The organism is Achromobacter pestifer, from assembly GCF_902859625.1.
GTDB classification, from domain to species: domain Bacteria; phylum Pseudomonadota; class Gammaproteobacteria; order Burkholderiales; family Burkholderiaceae_B; genus Achromobacter; species Achromobacter pestifer.
In genome coordinates this window covers 84,013-100,687 of sequence record NZ_CADIJX010000014.1, presented here as the reverse complement: position 1 = coordinate 100,687, position 16,675 = coordinate 84,013, and the positions used below count along the sequence as shown (strand labels likewise).

The following is a 16,675-nucleotide window of genomic DNA, read 5'->3' as shown; positions in this document are numbered from 1 at the left end:
ACAGACTGAAATGGCTCTATCGCGTTTGCGCTACCCTACCTATCATGCCAGTCACAGGGGCGCTTGCGCGCCCGCACTGCCAATGACAATGACCAGGGAAACACGATGAACGGCGCTGACAGTCTTTGCGATACCTTGCTTGCCAATGATGTGGACGTTTGCTTTGCCAACCCCGGCACATCAGAAATGCACTTTGTCGCCGCATTGGATCGCAAGCCCAAGATGCGTTGCGTCCTGGGCCTGTTTGAAGGCGTGGTGACGGGCGCGGCCGACGGTTACGCGCGCATGGCCGACAAGCCTGCCGCCACGCTGCTGCATCTGGGGCCGGGCCTGGGCAATGGCCTGGCCAACCTGCACAACGCCAAGCGCGCGCGCACGCCCATGGTCAACATCGTGGGCGACCACGCCACCTATCACGTGCAGTATGACGCGCCACTGACCAGTGACGTCGAAGGCGTGGCACGTCCGATGTCGCACTGGGTCAAGCGCACGATGACCGCTGCCGAGGTGTCCGGGGATGCCGCTGAAGCGATCGCCGTGGCACGCCGCGCGCCGGGCAATATCGCCACCTTGATCCTGCCCGCCGATACCGCGTGGACGGACTTGCCCGACAACGCGCCGGCGCCCGTGCAGGTCAAGGATGCCGCGCTGGCCAGTACCTCGGCAGACGCCGTGCGCGCTGCCGCTGCGGCGATCCGCTCTGGAGAAGTCGCAGTGCTGATGCTGGGCGGCGCGGCGCTGCGTGAGCGCGCGTTGAATGCTGCCGGACGCATTGCGCGCGCCACGGGCGTGCGCCTGATGTCCGAAACCTCCAACCGCCGCATCGAGCGTGGCGGTTCGCGCACGCCGGTCGACCGCCTGCCGTATCCGATCGATCTGGCCGTGGCCAAGCTGAAAGACGTGAAGCACCTGGTGCTGGCCGGCGCCAAGGCGCCGGTGGGCTTTTTCGCGTATCCAGGCAAACCCAGCCTGCTGGCGCCGCCGGACTGCAATCAGGTCGTGCTGGCAACTGCCGAACAGGATCTGGCGCAGGCATTGGAATGGCTGGCGGATGAACTGGGTATTGCTGCGGATGCGCCGCGCCTGGCCACGCCCGCTGCCAGCTACGAAGTGCCGAAGTCGGGCAAGCTGACCGGCGCCGCCGTGAACATCCTGATTGCCCACACCTTGCCCGAACAGGCCATCGTGTGCGACGAATCCATCACGCAAGGCCGCGAGTTCCCGATCTACAGCGCCAGCAGTGCGCCGCATGACTGGCTGATGCTGACCGGAGGGGCCATCGGCATCGGCTTGCCGCTGGCAACCGGCGCGGCAGTCGCTTGCCCGGATCGCAAGGTGATCACCTTGCAGGCGGACGGCAGCGGCATGTACACCTTGCAGGCGCTGTGGACGCAAGCACGCGAGAACCTGGATTGCCTGACGGTCATTCTGGCCAACCGTTCCTACGCCACCTTGCATGGCGAAATGAAGAACGTGGGTGTGAAGGAACCCGGCCGCAATGCGCGCCGCATGCTGGATCTGGAAGAACCCTATCTGGACTGGACGCACCTGGCCCGCGGCATGGGCGTGGAGGCGGTCAGCGTGGATACGGTCGAAGGCTTTGCCCGGGCGCTGGCCGACGGCCTGAAGCGCCGTGGCCCGTTCCTGATCGAAGCCCTCATCTAAACGCCCAGATAGCGCGTCAGCTGTTCCGGTTGCCGGGCCAGCGACGCGCTGTCGCTGTCGTGCACGATCAGGCCTTTTTCCATCACCAGGCAGCGGTCGGTGTGTTCCAGCACGGCGCGGTAATTGCGGTCCACGATCAAGGTGGACATGCCCGTGGCGCGGATCTGGCGGATGATCTTCCAGATCTCCGCCACGATCAGCGGGGCCAGCCCTTCAGTGGCTTCATCCAGGATCAGCAGGTCGGGGTTGGTCATCAGCGCGCGGCCAATGGCCAGCATCTGCTGCTCGCCTCCCGATAGTTGCTGGCCGCCATGTCCCAGCCGTTCCCGCAGCCGTGGGAACGTGTCCAGCACCCGCGCATACGTCCAGTCCTGTCCGCCGCGCACGCCAGGACGCGCCGCCACCAGCAGGTTCTCACGCACATTCAGATTGGGGAAGATGCCGCGTCCTTCTGGCACGTAGGCGAGCCCAAGCCGGGCGATGGCATGCGGTTGCGCGTGAGTACAGTCGCGGCCACTGATACGCACCTGGCCTTGCGCGCTTTTCACCTGTCCCATCAGGCTACGGATCAGCGTGGTCTTGCCCATGCCGTTGCGGCCCACCAGCCCGACGGATTCACCGGGGGCGATCCGCACATCCACGCCGCGCAGCACATGGCTGGCGCCGTAGTACACGTGCAGGCCGCCGGCCTCGATCAGCGCGTTCATGGCGTGGCTCCCTTCGGGGTGTCTTGCATGTCCTCGCCCAGATACGCCGTGCGCACTTGCGCATTGGCGCGAATCTCGGCCGGGGTGCCACTGGCGATGGCGGTTCCGTTGACCATCACGGTGATGGTCTCTGCGATGCGGAACACGGCGTCCATGTCATGCTCGACCAGCAGGATGGCGTGGCCGGCCTTCAGCGTTTGAAGCAGGTCCAGGATGCGGTCGGTTTCCTCGGGCCCCATGCCGGCCAGCGGTTCGTCCAACAGCAGCACCTGCGGGTCGCCCGCCAGGCACATGGCGATTTCAAGCTGGCGCTTGCGGCCATGCGGCAGCAGGCCGGCGGCCCGTGTGGCGTCATCCGTCAAACCGGTGCGTTCCAGCGCGTGATGCGCGCGGTCGGCGCTATGCCGGCAGTCCGAGGCCGAACGCCACCAGTGCCAGAAACGCTGGCGGCCCGCCTGCGCGGCCAGCCGGCAATTTTCAAACACGCTGAGTTCAGGAAACAGCGTTGACCGCTGATAGCTGCGTCCCAGGCCGGCGCGCGCCCGTTCCGGTTGCCGCCACGCGGTGATGTCACGTCCGCCCAGCATGACGTTGCCGCTGCTGGGCGCCAGTTCCCCCGACAGGATGTTGATCAGTGTGGATTTGCCCGCGCCGTTGGTACCGATGACGGCATGAACCTGGCCGCGTGCCAGGCCCAGGGATACGCCATTGACGGCGGTCAACCCGCCGAAGCGGCGCGTGACGGCGGTGGCGGCAAGCAAAAGGTCAGGCATGAGGTTCCCCTTGGATGGGCAGGCGGGCCGCATTGCGGGTGGGGCTGGGGGCGGGCGTAGCCGCCCGCTGGCTGGCTGCCCGCGCCTCGCGGCGCTGGCGCCATTGCGCGGGCAGTCCGGCCAGTCCGTTGGGCAGCAGCGCCACCAGCACGATGATGGCGATCCCCAGGGGCAGGTGCCAATGGCGGGCATAGTCGCCAAACAGGGCTTGCGACTGGAACAGTTCCTGCATCAGCACCAATGTCACCGTGCCCAGCACCGCGCCGCCCAGGCTGGCCATGCCGCCCAGGATCACCATCAGCAGCACCAGCCCGGATTGCTCCCAGGCCAACAATTCAGGCGTGACGAAACCGTCTTTCAGGGCGAACAAGAAGCCCGCCAGGCTGGCCAGCGTGGCCCCTACGACATAGGCCGTCAGCTTGTACGGATAGGTCGAATAGCCTGCCGCGCGCATGCGCTGTTCATTGATGCGTATGCCGGCCAACGCCGCGCCGAAGGGCGAACGACGCAGCAAGGCCAGGAAGCCCCATGCGCCCGCCAGGCAGATCAGCACGAAGTAGTAGAAGGTCGTGGCGTTGCCCAGGTCGAACGGCATCCAGCCGGCCACCGACAACTCCGGCCTGAAATACAGGTAGATGCCGTCGCTGCCACCGCCCAGCTTGGTGTCGTGGAATACGTAATAGGCCATCTGGGAAAATGCCAGCGTGACCATGATGAAGTAGACGCCGCGCGTGCGCAGCGCCAGAGCGCCGGTCACGGCGGCATAGACGGCGGCTGCCAGCAGGGCCACGGGCAGCAACCACCACAGGCTGGCGGCTCCTGATTCGGGCGACAGCAACGCCGCCGCATAGGCGCCAATGCCGAAGAACGCGGCATGCCCCAGGCTGACCAGCCCCGCGCCGCCCACCAGCAGTTGCAGGCTAAGCGCGAAGATGGCGTAGATCATGATCTTGATCGCCAGGCCGGTGTAGTAGTCGCTGCCGCTCCAGGCAAACGCGGCCAGCGCCAGCAGCGTCGCGACGGGTAGAAGTTTCGTCATGGCTAGCCCTGTTTGAACAGCCCTTCGGGCTTGCAAAGAAGAATGAAGGCCATCAGCAGGTAAACGAGCACGCCCGCCGCGGAAGGGAATAGGACTTGCCCGAAGGTCTCGACGAACCCCACCAGCATCGCGGCCAGAAAGGCGCCGCGGATCGACCCGATGCCGCCAATCACCACGACCACGAAGCAGATGATCAGCACGCCGTTGCCCATGCCGGGATACACGGACGACACCGGCGCGGCAATGGTGCCGGCCAGCGCGGCCAGCGCAACGCCCGCCGCGAATACCAGCCGGTACAGCTTGTTGACGTCGATACCCAGTGATCCCGTCATTTCGCGGTTGCTGGCGCCCGCGCGCAGCATCATGCCCAGCCGCGTGCGCGAGATGACCCAATACAACAGCAGCGCGACGGCGATGCCCACCGCCGATATGAATAGCCGGTAGACCGGATACGTCATCACCCCGCCCAACGAGATGCTGCCCTGCAACCACGCGGGCAGGGGCACGCCATGCACGTCATTGCCGACCAGGATGCTGCGCAGTTCCTCGAAGACCAGGATCAGGCCGTAGGTCATCAGCACTTGCTGCAAGTGGTTGCGGTGGTACAGGTAGCTGAAGAACGCGGCTTCCAGGAAATAGCCCAGCACCGCGGCCAGCGCCACGCAGACGATCAGGGTCGTGATGAAGCCGCCGCCAATCCAGCGGTCGACCACCGGTCCCAACGCAAACGCCATGTAGGCGCCGATCATGTAGAAACTGCCGTGGGCAAGATTGATGATGCCCATGATGCCGAAGATCAGCGTGAGTCCGCTGGCCACCAGGAACAGCAGCAAGCCGTACTGGAATGCGTTCAGGCTTTGAATGAGCAGGATGCTGATGTCCATGGGGCCTCCCGTGGCGGACGTGGCGTCAGAGCTTGCAGCCGCGGGCCGGATCGGCCAGCTTCTGCACGGCGACTTCCACGACCTTGTTCTCAAGCCCGTCCACGCGGCGCAGATAGATGTCCTGCACCGGGTTGCCCGCGGCCGACAAGGTGAAGGGGCCGCGCGGGCTGTCCACCGTGGCGCCGCGCATGGCGCGGCGGAAGTCTTCCTTCTTGGTGAAGTCGCCCTTGACGGCGGACAGGCCGGACTGCATCAGCTGCGCTGCGTCATAACCCTGCACGGCATACACATCCGGCTGCGCGTTGTAATGCTTGGCGTAGTCGGCGCGGAATGCGTTGTCGCGCGGCGTGTTCAGGCCGTCGGCGTAATGCAGCGTGGTCAACAGGCCTTGCGCCGATGCGCCTTGTGCTTGCAAGGTGCCGTCCGTGAGGAAGCCGGATCCATACAGCGGGATCGTCTTGTCCAGGCCCGCAGCGTGATAGTCCTGCACGAATTTCACCGCGCCGCCACCGGCAAAGAATGTGAACACCATGTCGGGCTTGGCTGCGGCGATCTCGGTCAGCAGCGATTGGAATTCCACATTGGGAAACGGCAGGCTCAGTTCCTTGACGACCTTGCCGCCGGCTTTCTCGAAGCCTTCCTTGAAGCCGCCAATCGCCTCATCGCCCGCGGCGTACTTCCAGGTGATGGTGACGGCCGTCTTGTGCCCCTTGGCGTAGGCGACCGGGCCCATGGCGTAGGCGGGTTGCCAGTTGGTGAAGGACGTGCGGAAGATGCCGGGCCCGCAGAGCGGGCCGGTGATGGCATTGGCGCCCGCGTTGGTCACGATCAGCGTGGTGTCGCTGTCTTTGGCGGACTTGGCCAACGCCATCGCCACGCCCGAATGCACCGTGCCGATCAGCACGTCTACCTGGTCGCGCTTGATCAGGCGGTTGGCGTTTTCGGCTGCCTTGGCGGGATTGGATTCGTCGTCCACCTTGAAATACTCGATCTCGCGCCCGCCCAGCTTGCCGCCTTGCTCCGCGACATACAGCTTGAAGCCGTTCTCGATGGCATTGCCAAGCGCGGCGAAGGTGCCGCTATAGGGCAGCATGAAGCCGACTTTGATCTTGTCGGCGGCTTGCGCGCCGCTGGCGGCGAACATCAGGGCCGCGGCGATCGCAGTCCGGGTCAGGGCGTGGTTCATGGTTTGTCTCCGTGCTTATCATGGGCTGGCGCTAGCTCAGCCGGGTTTGTCCAACGCGCCGACAAAATCGGCGACGGCCTGGATAACAATGTCGGGCTGGTCCTTGTGCGGCGAATGGCGACAGCCAGGAATTTCCAGCAATACGGTTTGCGGCGCATGGCGACGGATGCTGCGAATTTGCGCCAACGAGCCGTACTCATCGTCCACGCCCTGGATCGCCAGCACGGGGCAGGTGATGCGGGGCAGATAGTCTTCGATATTCCAATCGCGAAATTCGGGTTGGAGCCAGATGTCATTCCATCCCCAGAACGCCGAATCCACGTCTGCGTGATAGCGAGCCAGGCGGTCTCGCAAGTCCGTGTCCTGGTAGGCCTTGCGCGCCAGCGCGATATTCTTCACCGTCACGTCTTCGACGAAGGTGTGCGGCGCGGCCACTGCGATGCCGGCGACGGCATCCGGGTGCATCGCGGCATACAGCAGCGCGATCGATCCGCCGTCGCTGTGGCCGAACAGCACCGGCTTGTCCCGCTGCGTGTCCACGCCCAACGCGGTGAACAAGGCGGGCAGCACGTCGCGGGCTTCGTGGTGCATGAAGTCCACAGGCCATTTTTCCTGCGCGGGGCGGGGCGTGGATTGCCCGTAGCCATAGCGCGATACGACCAACCCGCGACAGCCGGCGGCCTGGCAGACCTGGCGCGGCCAATCCTTCCACATGGCGACCGACCCCAGGCCTTCGTGCAGGAACACCAGCAATGGCGCGGCGGCGCGCTCAGGAGCGATCCACAGGCACTCCAAGCGCAAGGCGCGGCCCGCAGCCGTGACGTCGGCGAAACCAGTGCGGGTGGTTATCGCGGCCGATGCCGCGAGCGGATTCATAGCGTCGACTCTTCCAACTGGCGCAGGCGGAAGCGCTGGATTTTTCCGGTGGCGGTCTTGGGCAATTCTTCGGTGAAATTGATCTGCCGCGGATACTTGAAGGGCGCCAGGTGCTGCTTCACGTAGTGTTGCAAGGCGGCGCCGGTAGTGGCGTCGGGCTCGAAACCGGGGCGCAGCACGACATAAGCCTTGGTCTTGACCAGCCCGTCATGGTCGGGCACGCCGATCACCGCCGCTTCCAGCACGGCCTCGTGCTGCACCAGGATGTTCTCGACCTCCACCGGCGATACATACTGGCCGCTGACCTTGATCATGTCGTCGCTGCGGCCTGCGTAGGTGTAGTACCCGTCCGGGTCGCAGGTGTACTTGTCGCCGCTTTTCAACCAGTCGCCCAGGAAGCACTGGCGCGTCTTGTCGCGGTTGTTCCAATACATCAGCGCGGCGCTGGGGCCTTTGATGTAGAGGTCGCCGATGGTGCCGGGTTCGACGGGGGCGCCGTTCTCATCGCGCAGCTGCACTTCGTAGCCGGGCACGGGCTTGCCGGTGGTGCCGTAACGCAATTGCCCGCTCTGGTTTGAAATGAAGATGTGCAGCATTTCGGTGGAACCGATGCCGTCCAGGATCTCACAGCCGAAATGCCGCGTGAAGCGTTCGCCGATGTCGCGCGGCAACGCTTCGCCGGCCGACGTGCAGACGCGCATCGCCACCTGGGCGCGCGGTGGCAGGTCGGGCGACGCCAGCATGCTGGCGTAGAGCGTGGGCACGCCGTAGAACACCGTGGGGCGATGCTGGGTCAGGCGCTGGAACACGGCTTGCGGCGTGGGGCGCTCACCCATCAGCACGACAGTCGCGCCGACCGACAGCGGGAAGGTCAGGCCGTTGCCCAAGCCGTAGGCAAAGAACAGCTTTGCCGCCGAGAACACCACATCGTCCTCACGGATGCCCAACACCGGCTTGGCATAGAGTTCGGCCGTGTGCCACAGGTTGCCGTGGGTGTGGACCACGCCCTTGGGCTTGCCGGTGGACCCGGATGAATACAGCCAGAAGGCGATCTCGTCGGACAGGGTGCGGACAGCGGGCGCGAGGGGCGCCGCAGCCAGCAGGGCTTCAAGCTCATGGCCATGGGCGGGCAAGGCAGACGTGGGCTGGGACACCACCAGGTGTTCGACATCGGTCGGCGCCTGGGCCAGCGCGGCTTGCACGACGGGCAGCAAGGCGCCAGAGGCGAACACGGCACGCACACGGCTATGCGTCAGGATGTAGGCGTAGTCATCCGCGGTCAGCAGGGTGTTCACGGCCACGGGCACCACGCCGGCATGCAGCGCACCCAGAAACACCACGGGCCAGTCGGCCGTGTCCTGCATCAGCAGCAGGATGCGTTCTTCGCGGCGCAGTCCCAATTGGCGCAAGGCGCCCGCCATGCGGGCCACCCGCTCGGCCAGTTCGCCATAGGTCAGTTGGCGCGTGTCGTCGATGTAGGCCGGTTTGGCGGCGCGGGGCGCGTTCAACGCGGCCAGGTAACTGGCGTAGTTGAGTTCGGCGGGGCAGGTGTTCACGGTTGTCTCCTGATGTCCTGATTCGGGTCGGCGAGGGCTGTTTTTTTTATTGCCCGGTTGCGAGCGCGCGACGTGAGTGCGGCGTCCGGCTAGTCAGCCGGGCCGTGTGAATTCGATGGCGCCGCCGGGCAGCAGGTACAACACCAGGGCGCGGCCTTGCGTGACGGTGGGGCAGTGCGCGCTGCCAGGACCGTAGACCAGCCATCCTGCGCCATGCCCGTCGAAGCGGGCGTCGTCGGTCAGCGGCATGATCAGGTCGATCTCGCCATTCGGATGCGCATGGTGCGGGCCGGCCAGATCGTCCATGTCGACGACATCCACGGAACAGCCGGCCAGGTCGTCCGCGGGTTTGATGACGCGGCCATAGCGGATGCCGCCGCCTTCCCGGTTGCACATCCAACCGTCGGCCACGCCCTGCTTACAGGCGGCGAAGATGTTCTGGTACAGCGCGCTTTGCGGGCCGGCCTCGCGGTTCAGCCGCGCTTGCAGCCCGTCGTCCAACTGCTGGCCGGACACCAGGCGCGTGGCCTCGCGCATCAGGGCATGGAATTGATCTGGCGTGCTCACCGGGACTCCTCCTTTACACTGTCGGCGCCTAAGATGCGGCATGAAATCAAGTGCTGCTTTTTTGCACACCCTGGCGGCTAGGAACTGCTTTGAGGAAAAATAGTGCTTCCAATGGATTGGGTCAAGCACTATAGTGCAGAAAACGAGGCTTATCAGGGTATTTGCGGAGTCAGCCAAAACATGAATCAAGCGCTAGACGCGGCGCCATCCGAACCCAGGCGGGAAGCTTTCCTGGTGGCATTGGGCGAGCGGGTGCGCCGCTTGCGGGCCATACGCGGCATGACGCGCAAGAGCCTGTCGCAAGTGACGGGTGTGTCCGAGCGGCATCTTGCCAATCTTGAGCACGGGGTGGGCAATGCCTCGATCCTGGTGCTGTTGCAGATCGCCCGCGCCTTCAATTGCGCACTGGCCGAGTTGGTCGGTGACGTCACCACCGAATCGCCTGATTGGCTGCTGATCCGCGAATTGCTCAGCGGCCGCACGGAATCCGACCTGCAACGCGCCCGCGAGGCCTTGACGCAACTGTTCGGGGTCGGTGCGGGTGCACAACGTCCCAACCGCACGCAGCGCGTGGCGCTGATCGGGCTGCGGGGCGCGGGCAAGTCCACGCTGGGCCAGATGCTGGCCGACGATCTGGGTTACCCCTTTGTCGAACTGAACCGCGAGATCGAGCGCGTCGCCGGATGCAGCATCCTGGAAATCCATAATCTGTATGGTCCCAACGCCTATCGCCGCTATGAGCGCCGCGCGCTGGAAGAGGCCGTGCAGATCTATCCGGAAATGGTGCTGGCCACGCCGGGCGGGCTGGTGTCGGAGCCCGCCACGCTGAATTTGCTGCTGGCGCATTGCTACACGGTCTGGCTGCGCGCCACCCCCGAAGAGCACATGGGCCGGGTGATGGCTCAAGGCGATTTCCGTCCCATGTCGGGCAATAACGAAGCCATGGCCGATCTGAAGCGCATCCTGGCCGGGCGCGAAGCGTTCTATGCCAAAGCCGACCTGACCTGGGTCACGAGCAACCTGGAAGTGCAAGAGAGCTTTGCCGGCTTGCGCACGCAGGTGCGCAAAGCCTGCGGCCTGCCGCTATAGGCAACTCAATGCCGCGCAGATCTTCTGCGCTTCCCCCCCGGAAAGGCCGCCTGTCTCCCCAGGCGGCCTTTTTTGCATCTGGCGGCTCACGGGGGCTGCTGAAGCACCAATCTGCACTTTTGTGCATGTCTTGCTTGACGTCTCATTTTTCCTGCACTAATCTGCACAATAATTCATGTGATGCAGTATTTTTCCTGTCCAGGGCAGGGCGTACGAGGAGACACACTATGAGCAGCACCATCAACCGGGTCGATTTTCGGACACAACCCGAGCATTACCGCCATTGGCGCCTGACGTTCGATGGCCCGGTCGCCACGCTGGCCATGGACGTCGCCGAAGACGGGGGGCTGCGTCCCGGCTACAAGCTCAAGTTGAATTCCTACGACCTGGGCGTGGACATTGAATTGCATGACGCCTTGCAGCGCATTCGCTTTGAACACCCGGAAGTGCGCAGCGTGGTCGTGACCAGCATGAAGGACCGGATCTTCTGTTCCGGCGCCAATATCTTCATGCTGGGTCTGTCGTCGCACGCCTGGAAGGTCAACTTCTGCAAGTTCACCAATGAAACCCGCAACGGCATCGAAGACTCCAGCCGCCACAGTGGCCTGAAGTTCATCGCGGCGCTGAACGGCGCATGTGCTGGCGGGGGCTACGAACTGGCCCTGGCCTGCGACCAAATCCTGCTGATCGATGACCGCTCGTCTGCCGTGGCGCTACCGGAAGTGCCGCTGCTGGGCGTGCTGCCCGGCACTGGTGGCCTGACCCGCGTGACCGACAAGCGCCGCGTGCGCCACGACCATGCCGACATCTTCTGCACGCTGGTTGAAGGCGTGCGTGGCCAGCGGGCCAAGGACTGGCGGCTGGTGGACGATGTGGTCAAGCCCGCGCGCTTCGAGGCCGCCGTGCGAGAACGCGCCCTGGAACTGGCCAAAGACAGCAATCGCCAAACGGACGGGCAGGGCGTCGCACTGACGCCGGTGCAGCGCACCGAAAGCGCGGACAGCCTGTCGTACCGGTATGTGGATATCCAGCTGGACCGCGAAAAGCGCCAGGCCACCTGGACCGTGCGCGCGCCGCAAGGCCCGGTGGAAGTGGAACTTGCAGAGATCATGGCCGCGGGGGCCGCGTGGTGGCCCTTGCAGATGGCGCGCGAACTGGATGACGCCATCCTGTCCATGCGCACCAACGAACTGGATATCGGCACCTGGATCTTGAAGACGGAAGGCGATGCCGAAGCCGTGCTGGCCGCCGACGCCGCGTTGCAGCGTCACGCCGACCACTGGTTCGTGCGTGAGACCGCCGGCATGTTGCGCCGCACCTTGGCGCGTTTCGACGTGACCTCGCGCAGCCTCTTTGCCCTGATCGAACCGGGCTCCTGCTTTGTGGGCACCTTGCTGGAACTGGCGCTGGCCGCCGACCGCACCTACATGCTGGACAACGAAGATGCATCCGCGCCAGCGCAGATCGTGGTGGGCGAACGCAACTTCGGCGCGTATCCGCTGGTGAATGGCCAAAGCCGCTTGCAGCGCCGCTTTTACGAAGAGACCGCGCCGCTGGAAGCCGTGCGCGCGCGGGCCGGGCAACCGCTGTCCGCCGCCGATGCGCTGGAACTGGGCCTGGTCACCTTCGCGCCCGACAGCATTGATTGGGATGACGAGGTGCGCATGATGCTGGAAGAACGCCGCGCGCTGTCGCCCGACGCCTTGACCGGGCTGGAGGCAAACCTGCGCTTCGGCGGCACGGAAACGATGGAGACCCGCATTTTCGGGCGCCTGACCGCCTGGCAGAACTGGATCTTCAACCGCCCCAATGCGGCCGGGGACAAGGGCGCGCTGAAGCTCTACGGCAAGGGCGAACAGGCGGCATTCGACTGGAACCGGGTCTGAAAGAGAAAAGGAGCGAGACAATGTCTGGAATCAATTACACCGATAAGATCCCCAATAACGTCAACCTGTCCGGCGACCGCACCTTGCAACGCGCGCTGGAGCACTGGCAGCCAAACTACCTGCAATGGTGGCAGGACATGGGGCCGGACGGCTCGCACGGTTTTGACGTCTACCTGCGTACCGCGGTCAGCGTGGAGCCCGACGGTTGGGCCAATTTCAGCCACGTCCGCATGCCTGACTACCGCTGGGGGATCTTCCTGGCGCCGCAGGACGGGCAGCGCAAGATCCATTTCGGCGAAAACATGGGGCGCGACGTCTGGCAGGACGTGCCGGGCGAACACCGCGCCAACCTGCGCCGCATCATCGTCACGCAGGGCGACACGGAACCGGCTTCGATCGAGCAGCAGCGCCATCTGGGCCTGACCGCACCGTCGCAGTACGACTTGCGCAACCTGTTCCAGATCAACGTGGAAGAAGGCCGCCACTTGTGGGCGATGGTCTATCTGCTGCATCGCTACTTCGGCCGCGATGGCCGCGAAGAGGCCGATGCGCTGCTCCAGCGCAGTTCAGGAGACTCCGACAATCCGCGCATCCTGGGCGCGTTCAACGAGAAGACGCCGGACTGGCTGGCCTTCTACATGTTCACGTACTTCACCGACCGCGACGGCAAATTCCAGTTGTGCGCATTGGCCGAGTCCAGCTTCGACCCGCTGGCCCGCACCACCAAGTTCATGCTGACGGAAGAGGCGCACCACATGTTCGTGGGCGAATCCGGAATTTCCCGGGTGATCCAGCGCACCTGCGAAGTGATGAACCAGCTCAAGACCGATGATCCGGAAAGCGTGCGCGCCGCCGGCGTGATCGATCTGCCGACCATCCAGCGCTACCTGAACTTCCACTACAGCGTCACCATCGACCTGTTCGGCGCGGACCAATCCTCCAACGCCGCGATCTTCTACGGTTCCGGTTTGAAGGGCCGCTATGAAGAATCCAAGCGCACCGACGACCATCAGTTGAAGAATGACACCTATCGCGTACTGACCGTGAACAACGGCAAATTGAACGAGATCGAAGTGCCCATGCTGAACGCCTTGAACGAGGTGCTGCGTGATGACTTCATTCGCGATTCGGTGGCCGGCATCGGGCGCTGGAACAAGGTCATTGAAAAAAGCGGCATTCCGTTTCGCCTGCAAGTGCCGCACAAGGCGTTCAACCGCCAGATCGGCACGCTGGCCGGTATTCGCATGTCGCCCGAAGGCGAGATCCTGTCCGAATCCCAATGGAAGGCCAACAGCCACAAGTGGCTGCCTTCCCCGGAGGACCGGGCGTTTGTCGCATCGCTGATGGGGCGCGTCACGGAACCGGGCAAGTTCGCCAACTGGATCGCGCCGCCCGTCATGGGCATCAATCGCCAGCCAGTGAATTTCGACTACGTCCGTTTCAACTAAGGCGGAAAGGGCGGCGCAACGGCGCCGTCCGCCAGCGCATTGGGAAGACCGCGATGAACGCCCCATTACCCGTACAAATGCTGAAGCAGCATCTGATCGATCCCGAGATCTGCATTCGCTGCAACACCTGCGAAGAAACCTGTCCGGTCGACGCGATCACGCACGACTCGAACAACTACGTCGTGAATCCCGACATCTGCAATGGCTGCATGGCGTGCGTGCCGCCATGCCCCACGGGGTCGATCGACAACTGGCGAATGGTGCTGCGCAGCGAGGCCTATTCGGTGCAGGACCAGCTCGGTTGGGAGGAACTGCCGCAGGAAAAATCGTTGCCGCAAGCCGCCGATGCAGGCGTCGCCCTGGACGCGCCCGACATTGCCGCGGCCGCCGTGTCCGCGTCGTTTGCCGTGCCGGGGGCGTCCATACCGCCGTGGTCGGCAGCGCACCCCTATGTCAATCTGTACACGCACAAGACGCCGATGACGGCCACGGTGGTGGGCAACTACCGCGTGACGGGTGTCGACACGGAAAGCGATATCCACCACATCGTGCTGGACTTCGGCGAACTGCCTTTTCCCGTGTTGGAAGGGCAGTCCATCGGCATCCTGCCGCCGGGCACCGACGCCCAGGGCCGGCCGCACCATGCGCGACAGTATTCGCTGGCCAGCCCGCGTGATGGCGAGCGCGCCGGCTATAACAACTTGTCGCTGACCGTGAAGCGCGTGACCGAAGACCATGGCGGCGTCGCCGCGCACGGCGTGTGCTCGAACTACCTGTGCGACCTGGCCAAGAACGACACCGTGCAAGTGATTGGCCCGTTCGGCCATACCTTCCTGATGCCGAACCATCCGCGCGCCAATCTCATCATGATCTGTACCGGCACCGGTTCCGCGCCGATGCGCGCCATGACCGAGCGCTATCGCCGCCGTATCGATACCGGTGAAAACGGCCGCCTGATGCTGTTCTTCGGCGCCCGCACCGAACGCGAACTGCCGTACTTCGGCCCGCTGATGAAGCTGCCCCGCGATTTCATCGATATCAACCTTGCGCTCTCGCGCGAGGCCGGGCAGCCCAAGCGCTACGTGCAGGATCTGATCCGGGAACGCGCGGCTCCGGTGCTGGATCTGCTGTCCGATCGCAATACCTGCATCTACGTGTGCGGACTGAAGGGCATGGAAGTCGGTGTGTTGGACGCTTTGCGCGACGTGACGATGCAATCGGGGCAGGATTGGTCTATCCTGCATGATGTGCTGCGCCGCGAAGGGCGCCTGCATTTCGAGACGTACTGAGTCCTGAGACCTTAAGCGTGACACACGTGAAAAGCGGCGCGCCATGGGTGCGCCGTTTGCGTTAGTTGGGGGGAAAACCAAAGATGAAGTTCGCCGAATTCAAAGACGGCATGATGATCAAGGCGGGTCCGGTCACCATCACCGAGGCCGAGATCCTGGAGTTTGCACGCAAGTTTGATCCGCAATGGTTCCATACCGACCCGCAACGGGCCGCGGAAGGGCGCTGGGGCGGACTGATCGCCAGTGGCTGGCACACCTGCGCGCTGGCCATGCGCATGGCCGTGGACGCCGCGCTGCATGATTCCGAATCCTTCGGTTCACCGGGGCTGGGCGAAGTGCGCTGGCGCACGCCGGTGCGCCCCGGTGACACCTTGCGCCTGGAAGCGCGGGTACAGGGCGCGCGAACTTCGTCGTCGCGCCCCGACCTGGGCATCATCACGTGGTCATGGACGGTGATCAACCAGCACGACGAAGGCGTGCTGGAACTGGATGCGACCAGCCTGTTTGATCTGTCGGGCGAAGATTAGGGCGATGCGGCCCAGCCCCTTGATGTGCGGCTAGCGTTTGGAACCCTGTTTCAGGATATTTGCCGCATCGGGGCCAACTGCTGTTTTCCAGGCCTGCACGGAATCCGCCGCCGCATCCCGCAGTGCCTTGCGCACTGCGGGTGGCACGGCGGTATTGATCGCCACGCCGTTCTTGCGCATGTTTGCGTAGTTCTGCTGCAAGCGGCCGTCAATGCGTTTCCATTGCTCGGTCTCTGTCTGCGCCGCCGCCTGGTCGATGGCTCGTCGGGTGCGGGCATCCAGTGCTTGATACGCCTGTAGGTTCATCGTCGCAATCGAAATCGGCATGGCATAGTTGATTTCGGAGAAATTCGGCAGGTGCTCCCACAGCTTTCGCCCCGCGCCGCCGTCGCCTGACGACAGCACCGCATTCACGTCGCCAGCCGCGATGCGCGGCATGGCATCGGCGAATGAAATGTTCTGCGCGCGCGCCCCGGCCTTTTGCATCACGTCCTGGGACGTAGCGTCATAGGTGCGGATGTTCAAGGCCTTTAGCGCCGCCACACTGTCGATCTTCTGCTTTGACCAGATGCCCGAGGCGGGCCATGGCGTGGTGTAGAGCAGCTTCTGTCCGTGGGCCGCCAACAACTTTTCGTACGCGGGCCGTGCGGCCTTGTTCAGGTTGCGCGCCTTGGACAGCGAGTCGGCCAGAAATGGCAGCGACGACACGCCGAACAGCGGATATTTCGTGGCCAGCGCGCCAGCGAACGCATCGCCGGCATCCACCTTCCGGGTTTCCACCGCGTCAATCATGTCGCCCGATTTGATGCCCTTGGCGGCGTCGTAGGTGGCGTCAATCACCACCGTGCCTGCCGTCTTCGCCCGCACCAGATCCGCGAAGGTGGAGACGCCTTGCCCGGGCATGGACGTCGCCGGGTACTCGGTGGTCATGGTCAGGGTGGTGACGGCGTAGGCGCCATGGCCGATGAAGGCCATGGCGATACCCGCCATCAGGCGGAGGGAAGGGCTGACGTGCATGGGCGGCTCCTGGTCGGGACAAGTGCCACAAAGCGTACGGCGTGTACAAGCTGCCGCCAATACGGGCTAACGGCAATGCGAACCAACGACAAGACGGGCCAACGACAATGCGTGCCGGGCGGGCATCGCGTATATGGCCATGGCGTCCAGAAGCGAAACGTCCAGA

General features: G+C 64.3%; 15 protein-coding genes. 6 read left to right on the top strand and 9 right to left on the bottom strand.

Annotated features, from left to right (window positions below; all coding sequences use genetic code 11):
- The first annotated feature begins 105 nt into the window (after nt 1-105).
- Nucleotides 106-1,665 carry an acetolactate synthase large subunit gene (locus HV753_RS29425; RefSeq protein WP_175178099.1) on the top strand — a complete coding sequence of 520 codons (1,560 nt, stop codon included), beginning with the start codon at nt 106-108 and terminating at the stop codon, nt 1,663-1,665.
- Here HV753_RS29425 and HV753_RS29420 read toward each other — a convergent pair.
- From HV753_RS29420 to HV753_RS29385, 8 genes are all read right to left on the bottom strand, one after another.
- Nucleotides 1,662-2,372, bottom strand: a complete 711-nt coding sequence (locus HV753_RS29420; RefSeq protein ID WP_175178098.1) for an ABC transporter ATP-binding protein — start codon at nt 2,370-2,372, stop codon at nt 1,662-1,664. The two genes, HV753_RS29425 and HV753_RS29420, sit on opposite strands and share 4 nt — an antisense overlap.
- Nucleotides 2,369-3,145 (bottom strand): ABC transporter ATP-binding protein, encoded by a 777-nt coding sequence (locus tag HV753_RS29415; RefSeq protein ID WP_175178097.1) that lies wholly within the window; start codon nt 3,143-3,145, stop codon nt 2,369-2,371. Before HV753_RS29415 ends, HV753_RS29420 begins: the two co-directional genes overlap by 4 nt.
- Nucleotides 3,138-4,184 (bottom strand): branched-chain amino acid ABC transporter permease, encoded by a 1,047-nt coding sequence (locus tag HV753_RS29410; RefSeq protein ID WP_175178096.1) that lies wholly within the window; start codon nt 4,182-4,184, stop codon nt 3,138-3,140. Before HV753_RS29410 ends, HV753_RS29415 begins: the two co-directional genes overlap by 8 nt.
- 2 nt (nt 4,185-4,186) lie before the next feature.
- Entirely contained in the window at nt 4,187-5,068 is an 882-nt protein-coding gene (locus HV753_RS29405) for a branched-chain amino acid ABC transporter permease (RefSeq protein WP_175178095.1), read from the bottom strand.
- 25 nt (nt 5,069-5,093) lie between these two features.
- Nucleotides 5,094-6,254: an ABC transporter substrate-binding protein gene (locus HV753_RS29400; RefSeq protein WP_175178094.1), complete on the bottom strand. Its 1,161-nt coding sequence runs from the start codon at nt 6,252-6,254 to the stop codon at nt 5,094-5,096.
- A gap of 36 nt (nt 6,255-6,290) precedes the next feature.
- On the bottom strand, nt 6,291-7,130 hold the full coding sequence (locus HV753_RS29395; RefSeq protein ID WP_175178093.1) for an alpha/beta fold hydrolase: 840 nt from the start codon (nt 7,128-7,130) through the stop codon (nt 6,291-6,293).
- Nucleotides 7,127-8,686, bottom strand: a complete 1,560-nt coding sequence (locus tag HV753_RS29390) for a benzoate-CoA ligase family protein (RefSeq protein WP_175178092.1) — start codon at nt 8,684-8,686, stop codon at nt 7,127-7,129. Before HV753_RS29390 ends, HV753_RS29395 begins: the two co-directional genes overlap by 4 nt.
- A gap of 93 nt (nt 8,687-8,779) precedes the next feature.
- Entirely contained in the window at nt 8,780-9,253 is a 474-nt protein-coding gene (locus HV753_RS29385) for a DUF4863 family protein (protein WP_175178091.1), read from the bottom strand.
- Between the two features lie 180 nt (nt 9,254-9,433).
- Between HV753_RS29385 and HV753_RS29380 the strand changes: the two genes are divergently transcribed.
- The 5 genes from HV753_RS29380 (at nt 9,434) to HV753_RS29360 (ending at nt 15,492) form a co-directional block, all read left to right on the top strand.
- Nucleotides 9,434-10,342 carry a helix-turn-helix transcriptional regulator gene (locus HV753_RS29380; RefSeq protein WP_006221123.1) on the top strand — a complete coding sequence of 303 codons (909 nt, stop codon included), beginning with the start codon at nt 9,434-9,436 and terminating at the stop codon, nt 10,340-10,342.
- Nucleotides 10,343-10,569: 227 nt separating this feature from the next.
- Nucleotides 10,570-12,228: a 2,3-epoxybenzoyl-CoA dihydrolase gene (boxC, locus tag HV753_RS29375; RefSeq protein WP_175178090.1), complete on the top strand. Its 1,659-nt coding sequence runs from the start codon at nt 10,570-10,572 to the stop codon at nt 12,226-12,228.
- Nucleotides 12,229-12,248: 20 nt separating this feature from the next.
- A complete protein-coding gene (gene boxB, locus HV753_RS29370) occupies nt 12,249-13,676 on the top strand; it encodes a benzoyl-CoA 2,3-epoxidase subunit BoxB (protein WP_175178089.1) in 1,428 nt (475 codons plus the stop codon).
- A gap of 53 nt (nt 13,677-13,729) precedes the next feature.
- Nucleotides 13,730-14,965: a benzoyl-CoA 2,3-epoxidase subunit BoxA gene (gene boxA / locus HV753_RS29365; protein ID WP_175178088.1), complete on the top strand. Its 1,236-nt coding sequence runs from the start codon at nt 13,730-13,732 to the stop codon at nt 14,963-14,965.
- Between the two features lie 83 nt (nt 14,966-15,048).
- Nucleotides 15,049-15,492: a MaoC family dehydratase gene (locus tag HV753_RS29360; RefSeq protein WP_175178087.1), complete on the top strand. Its 444-nt coding sequence runs from the start codon at nt 15,049-15,051 to the stop codon at nt 15,490-15,492.
- A 30-nt stretch (nt 15,493-15,522) separates the two neighbouring features.
- On the opposite strand, the gene HV753_RS29355 is transcribed toward HV753_RS29360, so the two are convergent.
- Nucleotides 15,523-16,509: a TRAP transporter substrate-binding protein gene (locus HV753_RS29355; RefSeq protein ID WP_175178086.1), complete on the bottom strand. Its 987-nt coding sequence runs from the start codon at nt 16,507-16,509 to the stop codon at nt 15,523-15,525.
- Nucleotides 16,510-16,675 lie beyond the last annotated feature (166 nt).